The organism is Flavobacterium sp. AG291, from assembly GCF_003350375.1.
Classification (GTDB): domain Bacteria; phylum Bacteroidota; class Bacteroidia; order Flavobacteriales; family Flavobacteriaceae; genus Flavobacterium; species Flavobacterium suzhouense.
In genome coordinates this window covers 214,797-233,677 of the sequence record NZ_QQAR01000001.1, presented here as the reverse complement: position 1 = coordinate 233,677, position 18,881 = coordinate 214,797, and the positions used below count along the sequence as shown (strand labels likewise).

Below are 18,881 nucleotides of genomic sequence, written 5' to 3'. Positions count from 1 at the left end.
TGGAAGGGGCTTATTCAGCTATATTAGGATTAAGCCATTTTGTGGCTTCGTCTGTACTTATATTTCTTCGTTTGGCGTAATCAACAACCTGGTCTTCTTTTATTTTTCCGAGTCCAAAGTATTTACTCTTCGGATTCGCAAAATAATATCCCGATACCGATGAAGCCGGCCACATGGCAAGGCTTTCGGTTAGTGATACACCTATTTTATGCTCAACATCCAGCAGTTGCCAGATGGTCTTTTTCTCTAAATGGTCAGGACAGGCAGGATAGCCCGGTGCCGGACGGATACCTTCATACTGCTCCTTAATCAGTTCATCATTACTTAGCACCTCATCCGATGCATAACCCCAAATTTCCTTACGTACTTTTAAGTGCAGGTATTCTGCGAATGCTTCAGCTAATCGATCAGCGAGTGCCTTAACCATGATAGCGTTGTAATCGTCATGTTCTGCTTCAAATTCGGCAGCTTTTTCGTCAACACCGAAACCGGTAGTTACGCAAAAAGCCCCCATATAATCGGTCTTACCGGTGTCTTTTGGCGCAATAAAATCCGAAAGCGCAATATTAGGTGCACCTTTTGTCTTTTGTGACTGCTGCCTTAGTGTTAGGAAACGCACAGCCCCCCCCGCCCCCGAAGGGGGAGCTACTGAACCTGTTCCTGTCCCCCCTTTGGGGGCTAGGGGGCTTATCTCAATGTCGTCATCATTTACTGTATTGGCAGGAAAGATCCCATAAATACCTTTAGCCTCAAGCCAGTTCTCGTCTATCATTTGCTTCAGCATTTTTTGTGCATCAGCAAATAGCACCTTAGCCTGTTCGCCCACAACCTCATCATTCAGTATCGCGGGATATTTACCGTGCAAATCCCAAGTTTGGAAGAAAGGTGTCCAGTCGATAAAATCAACCAGTTCCGACGGATGTGGTTCAATTATCTCTACCCCTGTAAACTTAGGTGTTACCGGAGTAAACGCATCCCAGTCCAGTTGCAGCTTATTTCGGCGGGCATCTTCAATACTCAGAAAGTCCTTGTCGCGTGAACGGTTCAGATAACCTTCACGAAGCTTATCGTATTCTTCACGTATGCTCTTTGAATAATCCCTTTTAGTGGCAGTATTCAGTAAATTACCTGCAACAGTCACAGCACGCGATGCATCGTTAACATGCACCACGGTTTCGCGGTATTCAGGAGCTATCTTAACAGCAGTATGCGCACGCGAAGTAGTAGCCCCGCCTATCATTATCGGAATACTGATATTCAGCTTATCCATTTCTTTAGCCAGGTACACCATCTCGTCAAGTGAAGGCGTGATCAGTCCGCTAAGACCAATAATATCAACCTGTTCCTTAACAGCCACTTCAATGATCCTTTCGGGTGGTACCATTACGCCAAGGTCAATTATCTCAAAATTGTTACAACCTAAAACCACCGCAACAATATTTTTACCGATATCGTGAACATCTCCTTTAACTGTTGCCATTAATATCTTCCCAGCACCCCCCGCCCCCGAAGGGGGAGCTTCCAACTCAGCCGTTAATTTGTTTGCAGCTAACTCGGACACTATTTTATCCAATACTTCATTTAGCCTGTTTATAACCTCATCATTTGTAAACCTTATAACTCTGTAGCCTTGTTCTTCAAGCCATTTTGTTCTTTCAATATCGCTCGCAATATTATCAGGTAATTGATGAATTAATCCATCAACCTCAATAATGATATTTTCTTTAAGACAAATAAAATCGGCTATATAATTCCCTAAAATATGTTGTCTCCTGAATTTATACCCTTCAAGCTTCTTACCACTTAACGCCTCCCATAAAACTTTTTCAGCTTCAGTGGGTATATTCCTCATTGTTTTACAAAACTCTTTTAAGAGTCCGTAATTAACAGGATTAGCCGTTTTCCAATAGAGTTCTCCTTTGACGTCCTGCTTGGGAGTTCCCCCTTTGGGGGCGGAGGGGGCTTGTCTTTTTGCTTCTTCAATGAACGGAAGCAAATAAGCCACCGCTTTTTTCATTACACGCGCCGACTTCACTACCTGTGGCAGGAACATTTTTCCGCTTCCGAAAAGGTCACCCACTACATTCATACCATTCATCAGGTTGATCTCAATAACCTCAATAGGTTTCGATGCCTGCTGTCTTGCCTCCTCAACATCAATCTCGATGAATTCGTCAAGGCCTTTTACGAGCGCATGCGTAAGCCTTTCCTGTACCGGAAGCGAGCGCCATTCCTGAGCCTGCTTTTCATTTACCTTAGCACCTCCGGTTACATTTTCAGCAAATGCCAAAAGGCGTTCGGTAGCATCATCACGTCGGTCAAGCAATACATCTTCGATATGCTCCAAAAGATCTTTCGGAATCTCGTCGTAGATCTCAAGCATTTCCGGATTTACGATCCCCATATCCATACCGTGCGCAATGGCATGGTATAAAAACGCCGAGTGCATCGCTTCCCTTACCTTATCATTACCACGGAAAGAGAATGAAACATTACTCACTCCTCCGCTCACGTGGGCATACGGCAGGTTTTCACGAATCCATTTGGCAGCAAGAAAAAAATCGAGCGCATTTTTGCGGTGCTCTTCCATGCCTGTTGCCACAGGAAATATATTCGGGTCAAAAATGATATCCTCGGGTGCAAAGCCTACTTTATCAACCAGTATATCATACGAGCGTTTGCATATCTCAATACGTCTTTCATAAGTGTCTGCCTGGCCTACCTCATCAAAGGCCATAACAATTACGGCAGCACCATAACGTTTTACTTTTTTAGCATGAGCTATAAATAATTCCTCCCCCTCTTTAAGGCTTATGGAATTCACCACGCTTTTACCCTGAGTTACTTTTAGACCTGCCTCGATGATCTCCCATTTAGAGCTATCGATCATCACAGGCACACGAGCAATATCCGGCTCAGATGCGATAAGATTCAGGAACGTAGTCATGGCATGCACGCCATCCAGCATCCCCTCGTCCATATTGACATCGATAATCTGCGCACCTCCATCTACCTGGGCACGGGCTATATCCAGCGCTTCCTCATACTTTTCTTCTTTAATAAGACGGAGGAATTTGCGCGAACCCGTAACATTAGTACGTTCGCCTATATTTACAAAGTTGCTTTCCGGAGTTACGATTAAAGGCTCCAGACCAGATAACTTTAAATACCTAGCCCCCCCCGCCCCCGAAGGGGGAGCTATTGAAATCTCGTTAAAATTCTCGTTTTCGGTTATATTATTATCAATCATGTATATAGTAATTTAAACAACTGAGTGAAGCTCAGTTCCCCCTTCGGGGGTTAGGGGCGTGGTTTATAATCTTTGGCCGCTTCGGATATAAGACGGATATGTTCCGGCGTAGTGCCACAGCATCCGCCAATGATATTGATAAGGTTATCGTCAAGATATTCTTTAATGAGTACCTGCATTTCTTCAGCGGTTTGGTCATACTGACCAAAGGCATTTGGCAGTCCCGCATTAGGGTGTGCCGAAATACTGAACGAAGTATTATGCGCCAGTCTTTTCAGGTAAGGTTTCAATTGGTCAGCACCAAGGGCGCAGTTAAAACCAACACTCAACAATGGTAAATGCGATATGGATATAAGGAAAGCCTCAACCGTTTGCCCTGAAAGCGTGCGGCCTGAGGCATCGGTAATCGTACCGCTAACCATAATAGGAATATCAAGACCTAATTCATCCTTTACTTCTTCTATAGCAAAAAGAGCTGCTTTGGCATTCAGCGTATCAAAAATGGTTTCAACCAAAAGCAGGTCACAGCCGCCATCAATAAGTGCTTTTACCTGTTCTTTGTAAGCAATCAGCAAATCATCAAAGGTCACAGCACGGAAACCCGGATCGTTTACATCGGGGCTCATACTGGCTGTACGGTTAGTTGGGCCTATCGAACCGGCAACAAAACGGGGCTTATGAGGCTCCTTTGCCGTAAACTCATCAGCTACGTCGCGGGCTATGCGTGCCGACTCATAATTCAGTTCATACACCAGATCTTCCATATGGTAATCCGCCATACCGATAGTAGTTCCCGAAAACGTATTGGTCTCTACAATATCGGCACCTGCCGCAAAATATTGGGCATGCACATCGCGAATAGCCTGTGGCTGCGTAAGCGACAACAGGTCATTATTACCTTTAAGTGGGTGTGGAAAATCTTTGAAACGCTCTCCGCGAAAATCTTCTTCCGAAAAATTATAGCGCTGCAGCATAGTACCCATAGCTCCGTCGAGCACGAGTATCCTTTCATTTATGGCGTCTTGTATTTTTGACATTTTTACAGTTTCGGGTTTATGGTTTGGCGTTCAGAGTTACTTCTGAGCACCTTGAAAAAATCCCATAACAAAACAGCAAACGACCTCAGGGTTATGAATCCTGCGTTCATTACCGTTGTACTTAAATTATGTCATCAAAATTGGGAGTTGGAATATTGCGAAGAGCAATATTACGTGTGTTATCTATCCGCGCGGTAGCTTGGTAGAATTTAGCACCTTCTTTACAGATAAAGGGTTGCTAAGGCTTCATCGGGTCTATTCCCTCTGCCTTTCGTGATAACATATCAGTGTGTTAAAGAACGCTGCAAAGAAACAACATAAATTTGTGGTTTGCAAATTTGTTTTATTTTCGTGTAAACAAACTATGTTATATGTTCAAATTCCAGAACAACGCTGAAACCTGGCAACGATTAGATTACCACATAATGAGTCGCGGGTTCATCAAGCCTTACAATGATGAAATGCTTTTGGAGACAGACTTAGAATGGCTCAGAAAAGAAAACTATTCAATAGTGAATTTTGATTGCCTTGACTGGAACAATCATATAGAAGTTATGCACGATGACCTTTCACTTAATTTACACTTCCCTCCTTATTATGGAAAAAACTGGGATGCTTTATATGAATGCCTGAATGAACTTGAAATTTCAGAAAGTGGCACGGTAGTAGTTTTCAAAAATCTGGATATGATAAATATAAAAACTGTCCACACACTTATAGATTGTTTTGTAAGTAGTGCTCAGAGACACATTTTATTTAATGAAAGACTTCTGGTTCTTATAAAAGTTGACAATCAAAAATTTGAATTACATCCCTTAGGAGCATTTAAAATGCATTGGTACTAGGCATCAAAAAATCATTATTATGAACCCCTTCAACCCGTTCCCAATCCTCACCACTGAAAGACTCATCCTCAGGAAAATTTCACCGGATGATGATCAGGCTATTTACCTGCAACGTTCCAGCCCGATTGTAAACAAATATATTGCGCGAACCCCTGTAGCCGATATTACCGAAGCACAGGCATGGATCGCCAGGATAAATAATAATGTAGATTTAGGACTAAGCATCAACTGGGCGATTACCCTTAAAGATAGCGGAACTTTTATCGGACTCATCTGCCTTTGGAATTTCTCTGAAGACTGCACTATTGCCGAAACGGGTTATGAGTTATCTCCTGCATATCATGGTAAAGGCTATATGAACGAGGCATTGCAATGTGTATTGGACTATGGTTTCTCCAAACTCAACCTAAAAACCATTACAGCATACACTCATCGTGAAAACAATAGATCATTAGCACTTTTAAAAAAGAATGGCTTTACATGGAATGAGGGCGAAATTGATGAAGGCTTTCCGCATAACGTAATCTACTCCATATCAAAATAAAAAAGACAGGCACACTACTTCCTGTCTTTTTAAAAACCAAACCAATCTAATTACGGGCTGCCTTATGCTACAGCCTTTGTTTTCTGGGCAATCGCCAGTATTGCTTCAAAAAGCTCATGGGCCGCTGCCTTATCATTGCCTTTGGGCAAATCGATAAAATTATAATCGAGACCGCGGTTTAGTGCGGTACGTAATACTTCGCTTTCAAAATCAGGATGCTGATCTTTTAGGTTTTCGTTTATAGAAAGCAGGTTAAATCCACTTTTTACCAGTCCGGCGTATTCTTTTACAAATTCAGAACTACCTGTGGCATCTACCGCAACAACGTTCTCAAGGTTATTGGCATATACGTAATCCACCACGTTTTCCAGCTTAAATGGAATGCTGAACTGAATAAAGTTCGCTTCCCATGAATATTTAGCACCTTCTTTCTCAAAAAAGGCTAGTGTTGAGTTAGTAATTACAGGAAACCTGATATCTATCTGTTCCTCTATAGCAAGTTCTTTACGGCTTTTTACCGCTTTATTTATGAGAGCACTCCCGGCCTTACCGATTCCAAAAAGCACTATGTTTATCTTATGGTTCATGAGATTAATTTTAAAAAAAAAGAAACGGCCTCTAGCCCATCCAGAGGCCGTTTTCTTAACAAACAAACAAAAAACAACTTATAACAAAACTTATATTCTTAGTTATAGGAATACTCCTTAAACAGCGTCACGTCCACAGGGGTGTTATTTACCAGGTTATCATAAACCGGGCTTCGGCGCTGTACCTCCTTAAGCCATTCCTGCAGTGTTTCAAGACTGGTAGCCGCAGCAGGCTTAAGTGTAATTTCTATGTTATTGAACCCCGGCCTGCTCTTGCCCTTTTTAGGCTCTTTCAGGTTTCCGGTTATTTCAATCTGCAAAGACCTCAACGTAATACCCTGCTCAGTAGCCACCTGTTGCCCAAGCGCGTTAATACAGCCTGCAAAACCTGCAAGGATATATTCGTAAGGGTTTGGCCCTTCCAACTCGGGATATTTTGAATTTTCGCTAATGCGAAGGTTAGCGTTTAATGTCTTTACGACAAACTGGCTGTTGTTACCTGAGTAACCTAAAACGTTGATGGAATTTGAGTTCATAGCTGTAAAATTTATAATTTGTGAAAAGATGGATTCAAAAAAAAGGTCCTTTTGGCTGGGAAAACCAAAAGGACCTGACACTTGAATTTGAAAACTAAGATCTATGTCGAATACTTTTGGCAACATCGTAAAATCATAATACACCATGTACATGTACAGAATGTGCAATAAAAATGGTTGAATATGTTAGAAAATGTTTTCATCGTATTGTTCAAAAATATTGTAATAAAAAAGCCCCTGCTGTTGCAGGGGCTTTAAGTGTTATATAATTTTAAATCTAAAATTAGTCAACAGTTACCCCTGCAGAATCTTTCCACATAAAGAAGTAAGTATGACAAATAATTGATTTCATTTTTTTTCTCAGATTTTGATATCACAAACTTCGAAAGTATTTTTTACCTGACCAAACAAAATTTTAAATTTTAACATATATCGTTTTCGAAAACAAGGTATTAAATATTATATATTTAAACTTTTTCAGCCCAATGGTGATTTTAACATTTTATCAAAACCCGATCCTGTTTCGTTTTGCGTAACTATCTAAAATTAAAATACTAAATCAGTTTTTTTTATTCAGATTAGGTTTTTACCTTTGTGGCATAAAATTAGAGGAAAGATTTGACTGATTGCGACCTCATGAAAAAATGCTAAAGCAGGACCTCCCTACTTTTTAGCCGTATCGCAATCTCTTTACTCTACTAAAATTATAGAGAATACTATGGCTTATTTATTTACGTCAGAATCAGTGAGCGAAGGGCATCCTGATAAAATTGCTGACCAAATTTCAGATGCACTGATTGACAACTTCCTTGCTTTCGACCCTGAGTCTAAAGTTGCATGCGAAACCCTTGTTACTACAGGACAGGTTATTCTTGCAGGTGAAGTAAAATCTAAAATATATCTTGATGTACAGCAGATAGCACGTGATGTTATCCGTAAAATTGGGTACACTAAGAGTGAGTATATGTTTGAAGCTAACTCTTGTGGTGTACTTAGTGCAATCCATGAGCAGTCTCAGGACATTAATCAGGGTGTAGACCGTGCCAGCAAAGAAGATCAGGGCGCAGGAGACCAGGGTATGATGTTTGGTTATGCTACAAACGAAACTGAAGACTATATGCCTTTAGCACTTAACCTGTCGCACAAACTGCTTCAGGAACTTGCTGCACTTCGTCGTGAGAACAGCGAAATCGCATATCTTCGCCCTGATGCAAAATCTCAGGTAACACTTGAGTATGACAATAACAACAAGCCTGTGCGTATTGATGCTATTGTTATCTCTACACAGCATGACGATTTTGCTGATGAGCCTGCAATGCTTGCAAAAATAAAAAAAGACATTATTGAGATTCTTATACCAAGGGTAATTAAAAACAACCCTCAGTATGCGCATCTTTTCAATGATAAGATTGAGTACCACATCAACCCTACAGGTAAATTCGTAATTGGTGGACCTCACGGTGATACAGGACTTACAGGAAGAAAAATCATTGTAGATACTTACGGTGGTAAAGGTGCTCACGGTGGTGGTGCTTTCTCAGGAAAGGACCCAAGTAAAGTAGACCGTAGTGCTGCTTATGCAACGCGCCATATTGCTAAAAACCTTGTAGCAGCGGGTGTTGCAGATGAAATCCTTGTACAGGTTTCTTATGCTATTGGTGTTGCTAAACCAATGGGTATTTACATAAACACATATGGCACTTCTAAATTAAGCCTTACCGATGGTGAGATCGCTAAAAAAGTAGAAGAACTGTTTGATATGCGTCCTTACTTTATCGAGCAACGCCTTAAGCTTAGAAATCCTATATACAGCGAAACAGCTGCTTACGGACACATGGGCCGCAAGCCGGAAACGGTTACCAAAACCTTTAAATCGCCAAGCGGTGATGTAAAAGAAGTAACAGTAGAACTGTTTACATGGGAAAAACTTGACTATGTAGAAAAAGTAAAAGCTGCTTTCGGAATATAACTCCTGCAACTTGTAATATAAAAGTCCCATTCGCTTTTGCAGATGGGACTTTTTTTATTCAGAACTAAACAAAAATAACACTTCTTTTTTAGGTATAAAAATACTGGAGGCATGCATACAGCACTGCAAATGTTATGACTCCGGCACTAAACATTAGCAATATATATTTCCCTGCAGGCATAACGCTCTGTTCAAAATAATCTAAAATAATATAAATAATTGCTGCGAGCATTACCACAACTGAAGCACACACTATAGCCGAGGTGACATTACTGAAGTCAGAATCACCTTCCTGCCAAATTATAACTGACAGACTAAAAGCAACTATGAGTGGTATGCTTTTAATAAACTTATCCATTATAGCAGTCATCAATTGCTTTTAATTTTTAGATTGTGATTGGGCATTTGCTAAAAAATCAGTTCAAAAATAAAAATTAAGGCTTACAATCAAATCGCAATGTATTTTATATAGATAAAATGCAAAAAAAGCTGTCAAATGACAGCTTTTGTAAGAATTATTAGAGATTATATTTTATAGTAAGTAAGAGATATCTTGGCTGAACCCTGTAACGTGATGTTCTGGTAGATACCTGGCTAAAGCTATCATCATTTAGCGATGTAGTGTTTAACAGGTTCGTTCCTCCTACCTTAAACTCCCAGTGACTATCTTTTTTGCGATACATAATATCTGCACTAAGAAAATCATATTCATTATCCGATGTCTTGATATCATTGTAATAATGGGTATACTCATAGTTTGCTGTTACAGTAAAGGCATCCCAAAAGTAATAGTCAAAATTCACGAACGGACTATGGTTATAAAATTTATTATCGGCATAATCATTTACCGTAAGCGAATATCCCACTTCAAGATTTGGCCATTGTTTGTAATTGGTTCCTATACTTCCAACATACGTCTGCGAAAACTGCTCACTCGTCTGTCTTATGGAGTTTGCGATAGTAACTTCTGCACCGGTTAGCGGATCGTACCTGAAGTTATTAAATTTATTCCATGAAACATTTACATTCAGTGAAGCTTTATAAAATCGGGCAAAGCTCCTGTTGTATCCTGCAGCAGCACTAAGCGACTCATCGGCAAACGGAGAATTCTCTACCGTGCTTATCTGGTTTATACCATCAAAAGAAGAAAGGCTTTTTATAGCGTCCATTCTATGATTATAAGTAACATTACCATAAATCTGGGTAAAGTTGAACATATTGTATTTAAAATAGTTCAGCGAGTGGTTTTGGTACAATCCGTTTTTAAGGTTCCTGTTACCCTGAAACAATGATTTATAACTATTAAGTACCAATCCTCTTGCAAAGTCAGACACATCGGTAAAGTCAGTAGTCATTGAGTAGTTATAGGTAAGCCTCTCCGATTTTTTAATCTGAAACTGGGCAAAAACATCCGGCAATACCCTAAAGAAATTATTCTCTACCCTTGTTCCTAACTGGTCATTGTACATGTTATAGCTATGCGCTGTCACTCCGGGATTAAACTCAAACTTACCGGTAATAAATCGGTAATGAAGTCCTACAAATGCATCATTTAAGCCATAGCGAACATTATTAGCTGTAGTTGGGCCAAGGTCATTCTGAGTGTTATCATCCAGAAGCTGGAAAAGAGAAGAATTAAAACTCTGATATAAATAGGCCTCACCTAAGGTAACATTGATGATACTTTTCGGTGTGAGTGAATAATAGTAATCCAGTTTTGCATCTGCCTTATTCGTTTTTATAAAACGGTTTTGAGTAATATCATAACGATTGGCAGGCTCCAAAACTAACCCTGATAAACTACCGCTGCCTCCCGGAAAAGGATTATTATCCAGGTTAGCATTATATAAAGGATCTTCCTCCTGGTACAAATGCTGCGCTTCGAAAGCAAAAACATTTTTATCAGTCAGCGTATAATATATATTTGCGTTTTGATTGAACGAGAAAGGTTTTTGTTTTTTATTGGTATAAATCGACTGTGATTGACTGGTTTCAGGCATTACTGATGATATAAGTCCGCTACCCTCAGTTTGTTCTGAGGTTTTCATGAAAGCATCATAATCAAACTGAAAATTTTTATTTGGCTTAAAGCTCGAACTCAGTTTGGCCATAGCATAATCTGTCTTTTGTTCTGTAACCTCTTCCGTATCCTGAATGGTTTGCGGTTCTCCTGTCAGAGGATCAAGCAATGTATTTCTGGTTTTGGTATCCATCTCCGTTTTGTTGGAGTTAATTATGGCAAAACCACTCAGCGACCATGCTTTGGTAGGGTTGTAACTAAAGTTTGCCGCTCCAAATTTGGTTTCGATCTCCTTAGCCCGATTATTACGCATAAGCGAAAGACCCAAATCGTTAGAACCAATGTTGAAGGTTGTTCCTCCTTTTTTCATAAGGTTCCTAAATCCTCCTGAAAACTTAAAATAATCCTGCATAGTAAGCGGCAGTTCTCCATTATTATTGAGGTTTCCAATAAAATTGAAGCTAAACTTAGGATTGTAATAAAACAGTTTAGGGTTTACCAGATAACGATCGCCATCTCCAATACTTGCTCCTGCACTCACATCTCCAAACCAAAAGTTCTTTTTACCTTCTTTTAACTTAATGTTCATTGCTACATTATCCTGGTTATTCTCTACCCCTTTAAGCTGGCTTATTTCATTATAATTACGCAGTACCTCAACCTTACTTATCGCGTCAGCCGGAATATTCTGCACACCAAGTTTAGTATCACCATCAAAAAAGTCTTTACCTTCAACCATTAGCTTAGACACCTCTTTCCCTTCTACAGTAACACCACCATCCTTGTCAACCACAACTCCCGGAAGTTTTTTCAAAACATCGCCAAGTTTCCGTTCACTGCCATTCGTAAATGAATCTGAATTATACACGATGGTATCGCCTTTTATGGTTACAGGCATTTCGTGTACTATTTCTATTCCACTAAGTTCTATACCCTGTTTAAGAACGATATTCTTAATGATATTTTCTGCTCCTGTAGTAACCGTAATTTCAAACGGAACATAGCCAATATAACTTGCTTTTATGGTGTAAGTGCTGTTAGCCGCCAAAGATAACTGATACCTGCCTGCCTCGTCAGTAATACCGTAAGAGTCCATGCTATTGGTTGCCTTATTTACAGCCATAACATTGGCCATTTCAAGCGCTACGCCGGTAGAATCTTTGATTGTTCCCTGCATGCGGATATTTTGTGCAAATGCTGAAACCGTAATAAGTAAAAGCAATGCAGTAAGATACTTTTTCATTGTGTGATGTTTTTTGGTTTGTGCTTTTTGGACATAGCTACGCCCAAACAACTAAAGTTGTCATAAAAATCAATCATCCGGAAATTGATTATCCGCCGATTCTCATGCCACCAGGTCTGCCTCCCGGACCTCCCATTTCCTGGAGTTCCTTCATCTTTTTCATCATGATATCGGCAAATTCAGCCTGAGTAACTTTCTCCCCTTTTTTTAGTGGTTTTATTTCGGCTTTTTCTTTAGGATTCAGCACCACTTTTGAGCAAAGTATTGTAGTTACACCATCGGTCACCTCAAGGATAAGCCCCGGAAGACCATAGTAATTTTCAGGTCCCTGGCTTACAGGCACCTCTGGTGTATACCATGCTGTTATTGTTTTATCTTTAGGCATTTCTACCATATCCATAAAGTTGGTTTTCTGGGCGTCTTCCTGCTTTAAGTTCTTAAGTTTTTCTTCCTGTCCTTTTTTTGGACGGTAGTTCATCATGTTCGATTTATCAGTAGGCACCACAGCAGTAGCTTTATAACAGGTATACTCTCCTATTTTTTTAGTTTCAGTACCCATAGTCCACTTAATTTGTGGTAACGTATCCGAAACCAGAAACTCTTTACCAAAAATCTCTTTTTCCTGCAGTATCGTCTTATCCTTTATGTTCTTATACTGCTTTCCTCCCCCGCCCATCATAGAGCCCATCATTTTAAACCCTCTGCTCATTTCATCCCCAGCATCAAGCTTTTCCTCTTCAGCATAAATAGAAGCCGTTTTATCAAAATTCAGAACAAAGGTTTTTTCGAACATTGCCTTCATGCGTTCCTCAATCATTTTTTGCATATCGGGCGGGATTTGCTTGTCGTCAAATTTTGGCATTTTATCTCCAATACTTGTTTTAGATTCATAGATAGCCATTCCCTGAAAATTTTGGGCATTTATGCTAAGCATAGAAAAAATGGCAACAAAAAGGGTAAAGAATATTTTTTTCATGATATGGATTATGTCTTTTACTGATAAGACTATCTCAAACCCTTTTTGTTACCGGGGATAACCGTTTTTTTCTTAAAAAATTATCCCCCCATATTAATTATTATGCTGTTACCATCCTGCTCATGCTGTTGCTCAAACTCTTTGGCTTTTTCTTCTTCTATTTTCCTGTACTCTGCAGCCGAAACTTTTTTACCTTTTTTAGGTGCTTTAATCTCGGTCTTATCTTTAGAATTTAAAACGATTTTTGAGCACAAAAGCGTGGTTATACCGTCATTTACTTCAAGAATAAGCCCCGGTAAACCCCAATAGGCACCCGGCCCATGACTTACCGGAATTTCAGGAGCGTACCATGCAATAATTTTGGTGTCTTTAGGCTCTCCTAAGAATACCGTTTTATCGGCCTTTTCCTCCTCAGATTCTTCAGCAGATTTTAAAACGGCAACGGCTTTATAACAGGTATAGTTTCCTATTTTTTTCGTTTCCTTTTCTAACTTCCAGTCAAATTTCTGAAGACTGTCAACAATAAGGAATTCTTTATCAAAGAGTGTGGTTTCAGTTACCATTTTTTTCTCTTTCACATTCTTATACTCAACTCCCTCTGCACCTGTACTTATTGCTATAGCAATAGAAGGATTGTTAGGGGTTAATTTTTTTTCTTCCTGATATAACGATGCATTCTTATCAAAATTCAGGATATATGTTCTATTCAAGGCATTTGCCAGCGCTTCTTCAATAAGCTTATTGGTTTCATCATCCATCTGAGGGGTTTCTGTGCTTACGCCTTCCGGAAGTGTCACCTGCGATTCGTATGTAGCCTGACCCCTGAATTCCTGAGCTAAGGTGCAGTTTATAGCACCCAGGCTTAACACGGTAAATAATGCTAGTTTTTTCATGATTTTACTTTTTGTTTATACGGCTAAATTAATCCTGCACAATTTTATTTACGGTTATCCAGTTTTATTTAGTGTTAACGAATGTTAACGCAGTCTTCGGTTGCTATTCTGTCTATTTTTTGTATTTTTCGACTAATGAAAAAACTACTCCTGATTATCGTCCTTATTTGCTGGAATTCCATAACTGCACAAGAATTGGAAATCCCTGTAAAACTGCTGTCAAATTCAAAAGCAGTAACGCAGCGCTACCTTGGCATGGATGCCTTTGGATGGGAATACACCATTGCAGATAACGAATTCAGGAAAACAAAAGACAAACAGACTCTTAAATACAGGAGTGTTTCATTAGGCGAAATTTATAGGGCTGATATACAAAACCCTTTACAAATCGTATTGTTTTATCGAAAATTCAATACTGTTGTCCTGCTCGACAACCAACTGAATGAAACATCACGTATTAATTTCTCAGACCTGCAACAACCCCTCATTGCCGAAGCCGCAGGACTCGCTTCGCAAAATAAACTATGGCTGTATGATATGACGTCGCAACAATTAGGTTTGTATGATCTTGCATCCGGTAATTTTAAAACCATAACTCCACCGTTTAACGACAGCATAAAATATTACCAGAATGATTACAATTATTTTTACTGGATAGACAGCCATAACAATAGTTACAGGGTAAATATTTTTGGCAATGTAGCCTCCATGGGAGCTGTCCCGGATTTTAACAGGGTGCAAATATTATCCGGCAATGAGCTGATATATGAAAATGACAATAAATTATATTTCTACAACCTTGAAAAACAAAGCAAAACCCCAATACTAACAGTTGAAAAAAGCTTGCGCAATTTTCATTATGCAGCCCAAATTTTAACTATTTTTACAGACTCCGAAATCAACACATATAAAATAACATTACCTAAATAATGCATATAGCTGTAGCAGGAAACATTGGTGCCGGAAAAACAACACTTACCGGGCTGTTATCTAAACATTTTAAGTGGGAACCACATTATGAAGACGTGGTAGACAATCCTTACCTCGACGATTTTTACCACCAAATGGAACGTTGGTCATTCAACCTTCAGGTATATTTCCTTAACACCCGTTTTAGCCAGGTAATGCAAATTCGCCAAAGCGGAAAAAACACCATACAGGACAGGACTATTTATGAAGACTCTCATATTTTTGCCCCTAACCTGCATGCTATGGGACTAATGACAAATCGTGATTATAACAACTATAAAACACTGTTTGACATGATGGAAAGTTTTGTTGGCCCACCTGATTTGCTGATTTACCTTCGTAGTTCGATCCCTAACCTGGTAAAACAAATCCATAAACGTGGCCGTGATTACGAAAACACCATATCAATCGAATATTTAAGCCGTCTGAATGAACGCTATGAAGCCTGGATCCAGAATTATGACAAAGGTAAATTGCTGATCATTGATGTTGACAAAAATAATTTTGTAGACAACCCGGAAGATCTTGGTGAGATCATCAACCGAATCAATGCCGAACTCAACGGATTATTTTAACAGCACATATAAAAAATGCCCCTCATTTTACTAAGGGGCATTTTCATTTAAATATATTAGGTTTAACTTATTTCTTTTTAACAGCTTCTATCTGTGCATTTACTTCATCCTCCGTACCTTCAAAAACCTTTTGTTCAGTTTTAACCTCTTCACTACTTGTTTTGGTTGAAATCGTTACTGTTGCAGTAACTTTACCATCAGCATTTTTCTGACGGTCAATGGAAATCTCAGTGGTCGATTCCTGTCCTGTAACTACCGGTTGCTCAATAACTGTTGCCGCCTGAACATTCATAATTTCAGTTCCTTCGGTATGGCTACCTAATATAGGCGCTATAACAAGTCCAATAAGACACGACAGCTTGATTAGGATATTCATCGATGGCCCTGATGTATCTTTAAAAGGATCGCCAACTGTATCACCGGTTACCGCTGCTTTATGCGCATCAGAACCTTTATAAGTCATCTCCCCATTGATCATTACACCAGCCTCAAATGATTTTTTAGCATTATCCCACGCACCTCCGGCATTGTTCTGGAACACCGCCCAAAGCACACCTGATACAGTTACACCTGCCATATACCCGCCTAGCATTTCAGCTACAAGCTGGTTATTATCCGGATAAATAAGCATTCCCAATAATGCAATTGCTATTGGAAAACCAATTGTCAGTATTCCCGGCAACATCATCTCCCTAAGGGCAGCCTTAGTAGATATCTCAACACATTTACCATATTCAGGCTTGCCAGTACCTTCCATAATACCCGGAATTTCCCTAAACTGCCTTCTAACTTCATATACCATATCCATTGCTGCTTTACCCACAGAGTTCATGGCCAAAGCAGAAAACACTACAGGAACCATACCTCCAACAAAAAGCATAGCCAATACAGGCGCTTTAAATATATTGATACCATCTATACCTGTAAAGGTTACATAAGCAGCAAACAGCGCCAGTGACGTAAGTGCCGCTGAGGCAATTGCAAACCCCTTGCCTGTTGCAGCCGTTGTATTACCCACAGAGTCTAAAATATCAGTACGTGTACGCACTTCTTTAGGCAGTTCACTCATCTCAGCGATACCTCCAGCATTATCTGATATTGGCCCGAAAGCATCAATAGCCAGCTGCATTGCGGTAGTAGCCATCATAGCAGATGCTGCAAGTGCCACACCGTAGAATCCTGCCAGGGCATAAGAACCCCAGATAGCACCGGCAAATAATAATACCGTTGGAAACGTAGATACCATTCCCGTAGCAAGTCCGGCAATAATATTGGTTCCTGCTCCGGTACTTGATTTTTGTACAATGGCAAGAATAGGTTTTTTACCAAGTCCAGTGTAATATTCCGTAACTGAAGAAATAACACCTCCCACAAAAAGTCCCACTATACAGGCTCCAAAAACCCTCAAAGATGATATTTCTTTACTGCCTTCTCCATAAAACTGCATAGTCATAATTTGAGGAAGCATGTATTGCACAAGGAAATAACATGAAATAGCCACCAGAACGATCGATACCCAGTTACCCACATTAAGAGCGCCCTGTACCTGTGCCTCTTTGGCGTTATTATCTTTTATCTTAACCAGCATGGTACCCACAATAGAAAACAATATACCAAAACCGGCAATTGCCATTGGCAATAATATAGGCCCGATACCTCCAAATGCATCCGTGAATGTTGGGTTAGCAACAAGTATATCCCTCAACACATAATTACCCAATACCATTGCCGCCAACACCGTTGCTACATACGATCCAAAAAGGTCGGCTCCCATACCGGCAACATCTCCCACATTATCACCTACGTTATCGGCAATAGTTGCCGGATTACGCGGATCATCTTCAGGAATCCCAGCCTCAACCTTACCTACCAGGTCGGCACCTACGTCGGCAGCTTTAGTGTAAATACCACCACCTACACGGGCAAACAATGCAATAGATTCAGCACCAAGTGAAAATCCTGCAAGCGTTTCGAGCACTACGGTCATATCAGCAGCAGTAGTCCATGTACCGCCCATGAAATAGTGAAAAAAGAATATAAAAAAACCGGTAAGCCCTAAAACGGCCAAACCGGCAACACCAAGTCCCATTACAGTTCCTCCGCCAAAAGATACTTTTAAAGCCTGAGGAAGGCTGCTTCGCGCAGCTTGCGTAGTACGCACGTTTGTTTTAGTGGCTATCTTCATCCCCATATTTCCTGCCAGTGCCGAAAATATAGCCCCAAAGATAAAGGCGATAACAATAAGGAGATGTGTTTTAGCTCCCGGTAAAAATGTTATCCCTGCGAGTGCCACACTCGCTATAATAACAAAAATTGTAAGTAACCTGTATTCTGCTTTAAGGAAGGCCAGGGCACCTTCATAGATGTAATCTGAAATTTCCTTCATCTTGCCATCTCCGGCATCCTGTTTCAAAACCCATGATCTTTTGGCTACCATAAAAAGCAGTCCCAAAACGGCCATAATCACGGGCACGTAAATCATTATTGAATCCATAAATAAAGTTTTGGTTTGTTGTTAATATTGTAAATGTAACAAAAACCAAAATAAAAAAAGCAACACTCTTTAACAGAATATTGCTTTTTTTGATAATATCTTATGAAAACTTCTTATCTGATACTGAATAATTCTTCAGGTCTGTTCTCAAGAGCTTCAAAACGATCTACACATTGGTCAATGATTTCGCGTGCTTCGGCAGCATCACCCCATCCACCTACGTCAACTTTCTTGTTTTCAAGATCTTTATACACCTGGAAGAAGTGCTCAATCTCTTTAATTAGGTGAGGATTTACTTCGTTAAGGTCGCTAAGTTTGTTCCAGATTGGGTCTGATACAGGTACACAGATAATTTTTTCATCCGGACCTTTTTCATCTGCCATATGGAAAACACCGATAGGCTTAACTTCCATAACACAACCAGGGAAAGTAGGCTCAGTTACAAGCACAAGAATATCAAGCGGATCACCATCAAGTGCTAATGTTTCAGGAATAAAACCATAATCAGCAGGATACATCATAGACGAGAACAGCATTCTGTCATAACGTATTTTCTTTAACTGAAAGTCATATTCATATTTGTTTCTGCTCCCTTTAGGGATTTCAATAAGCACGTCAAACGTCTTTAATCTTGCTGCTGTCATCTTTACTAAATCTTTATATTGGTATTTAAGCGGGTGCAAAAGTAGTACAAAAATACTGTTTTGCAAAGCTTTACCCTATTAAAAACGCGGCATTCAGCTTGAGTTTACCGTAATTTAATACCAACAACCCTATCTATTTAGTATAACAATATTATTTCAGCAAAACAGGGCATTATAAGCAATCTAAAATTTCACAGTAATCTATATAATTTGAAATATTATCGAACCAACCATACCCTTTGTTCATAAAAAAACCTGCTCTAAAAAACTGAGCAGGTTTTGTTTTATATTATTCAAAA

At 39.7% G+C, this 18,881-nt stretch carries 15 protein-coding genes and 1 riboswitch; of the genes, 5 read left to right on the top strand and 10 right to left on the bottom strand.

What is annotated here, in order from left to right:
- Window positions 1–10: 10 nt before the first annotated feature.
- Both DEU42_RS01065 and DEU42_RS01060 read right to left on the bottom strand, forming a co-directional pair.
- Entirely contained in the window at window positions 11–3,250 is a 3,240-nt protein-coding gene (locus tag DEU42_RS01065; protein ID WP_114756426.1) for a vitamin B12 dependent-methionine synthase activation domain-containing protein, read from the bottom strand.
- 50 nt (window positions 3,251–3,300) lie between these two features.
- A complete protein-coding gene (locus DEU42_RS01060) occupies window positions 3,301–4,287 on the bottom strand; it encodes a homocysteine S-methyltransferase family protein (RefSeq protein WP_114756425.1) in 987 nt (328 codons plus the stop codon).
- Window positions 4,288–4,463: 176 nt separating this feature from the next.
- Window positions 4,464–4,570: riboswitch (SAM riboswitch) on the bottom strand.
- A gap of 88 nt (window positions 4,571–4,658) precedes the next feature.
- On the opposite strand from DEU42_RS01060, the gene DEU42_RS01055 reads away from it, so the two are divergent.
- Together DEU42_RS01055 and DEU42_RS01050 are read left to right on the top strand one after the other, a co-directional pair.
- On the top strand, window positions 4,659–5,132 hold the full coding sequence (locus tag DEU42_RS01055; protein ID WP_114756424.1) for a barstar family protein: 474 nt from the start codon (window positions 4,659–4,661) through the stop codon (window positions 5,130–5,132).
- Between the two features lie 19 nt (window positions 5,133–5,151).
- Complete coding sequence (locus DEU42_RS01050; protein WP_114756423.1) at window positions 5,152–5,676, top strand: GNAT family N-acetyltransferase; 525 nt, start codon at window positions 5,152–5,154, stop codon at window positions 5,674–5,676.
- A 62-nt stretch (window positions 5,677–5,738) separates the two neighbouring features.
- On the opposite strand, the gene DEU42_RS01045 is transcribed toward DEU42_RS01050, so the two are convergent.
- Both DEU42_RS01045 and DEU42_RS01040 read right to left on the bottom strand, forming a co-directional pair.
- On the bottom strand, window positions 5,739–6,263 hold the full coding sequence (locus DEU42_RS01045) for a hypothetical protein (RefSeq protein ID WP_147278036.1): 525 nt from the start codon (window positions 6,261–6,263) through the stop codon (window positions 5,739–5,741).
- 98 nt (window positions 6,264–6,361) lie between these two features.
- Window positions 6,362–6,799, bottom strand: coding sequence for an OsmC family protein (locus DEU42_RS01040; RefSeq protein WP_158537837.1), 438 nt, complete (start codon window positions 6,797–6,799; stop codon window positions 6,362–6,364).
- 718 nt (window positions 6,800–7,517) lie between these two features.
- Between DEU42_RS01040 and metK the strand changes: the two genes are divergently transcribed.
- Window positions 7,518–8,768, top strand: coding sequence for a methionine adenosyltransferase (gene metK / locus DEU42_RS01035; protein WP_114756420.1), 1,251 nt, complete (start codon window positions 7,518–7,520; stop codon window positions 8,766–8,768).
- 88 nt (window positions 8,769–8,856) lie between these two features.
- Here the strand turns inward: metK and DEU42_RS01030 are convergent, their stop codons facing one another.
- The 4 genes from DEU42_RS01030 to DEU42_RS01015 form a co-directional block, all read right to left on the bottom strand.
- A complete protein-coding gene (locus tag DEU42_RS01030; protein ID WP_233506593.1) occupies window positions 8,857–9,141 on the bottom strand; it encodes a hypothetical protein in 285 nt (94 codons plus the stop codon).
- Between the two features lie 145 nt (window positions 9,142–9,286).
- Complete coding sequence (locus DEU42_RS01025; protein WP_114756602.1) at window positions 9,287–12,031, bottom strand: TonB-dependent receptor; 2,745 nt, start codon at window positions 12,029–12,031, stop codon at window positions 9,287–9,289.
- An 88-nt stretch (window positions 12,032–12,119) separates the two neighbouring features.
- Window positions 12,120–13,007: a GLPGLI family protein gene (locus tag DEU42_RS01020; RefSeq protein ID WP_114756418.1), complete on the bottom strand. Its 888-nt coding sequence runs from the start codon at window positions 13,005–13,007 to the stop codon at window positions 12,120–12,122.
- Between the two features lie 80 nt (window positions 13,008–13,087).
- Window positions 13,088–13,900: a GLPGLI family protein gene (locus tag DEU42_RS01015; RefSeq protein WP_114756417.1), complete on the bottom strand. Its 813-nt coding sequence runs from the start codon at window positions 13,898–13,900 to the stop codon at window positions 13,088–13,090.
- Between the two features lie 135 nt (window positions 13,901–14,035).
- On the opposite strand from DEU42_RS01015, the gene DEU42_RS01010 reads away from it, so the two are divergent.
- On the top strand, window positions 14,036–14,830 hold the full coding sequence (locus DEU42_RS01010) for a hypothetical protein (protein WP_114756416.1): 795 nt from the start codon (window positions 14,036–14,038) through the stop codon (window positions 14,828–14,830).
- On the top strand, window positions 14,830–15,444 hold the full coding sequence (locus tag DEU42_RS01005; protein ID WP_114756415.1) for a deoxynucleoside kinase: 615 nt from the start codon (window positions 14,830–14,832) through the stop codon (window positions 15,442–15,444). Before DEU42_RS01010 ends, DEU42_RS01005 begins: the two co-directional genes overlap by 1 nt.
- Before the next feature lie 67 nt (window positions 15,445–15,511).
- On the opposite strand, the gene DEU42_RS01000 is transcribed toward DEU42_RS01005, so the two are convergent.
- Both DEU42_RS01000 and DEU42_RS00995 read right to left on the bottom strand, forming a co-directional pair.
- Window positions 15,512–17,938, bottom strand: coding sequence for a sodium-translocating pyrophosphatase (locus DEU42_RS01000; protein ID WP_114756414.1), 2,427 nt, complete (start codon window positions 17,936–17,938; stop codon window positions 15,512–15,514).
- A 113-nt stretch (window positions 17,939–18,051) separates the two neighbouring features.
- Window positions 18,052–18,582 carry an inorganic diphosphatase gene (locus DEU42_RS00995; RefSeq protein ID WP_114756413.1) on the bottom strand — a complete coding sequence of 177 codons (531 nt, stop codon included), beginning with the start codon at window positions 18,580–18,582 and terminating at the stop codon, window positions 18,052–18,054.
- Window positions 18,583–18,881 lie beyond the last annotated feature (299 nt).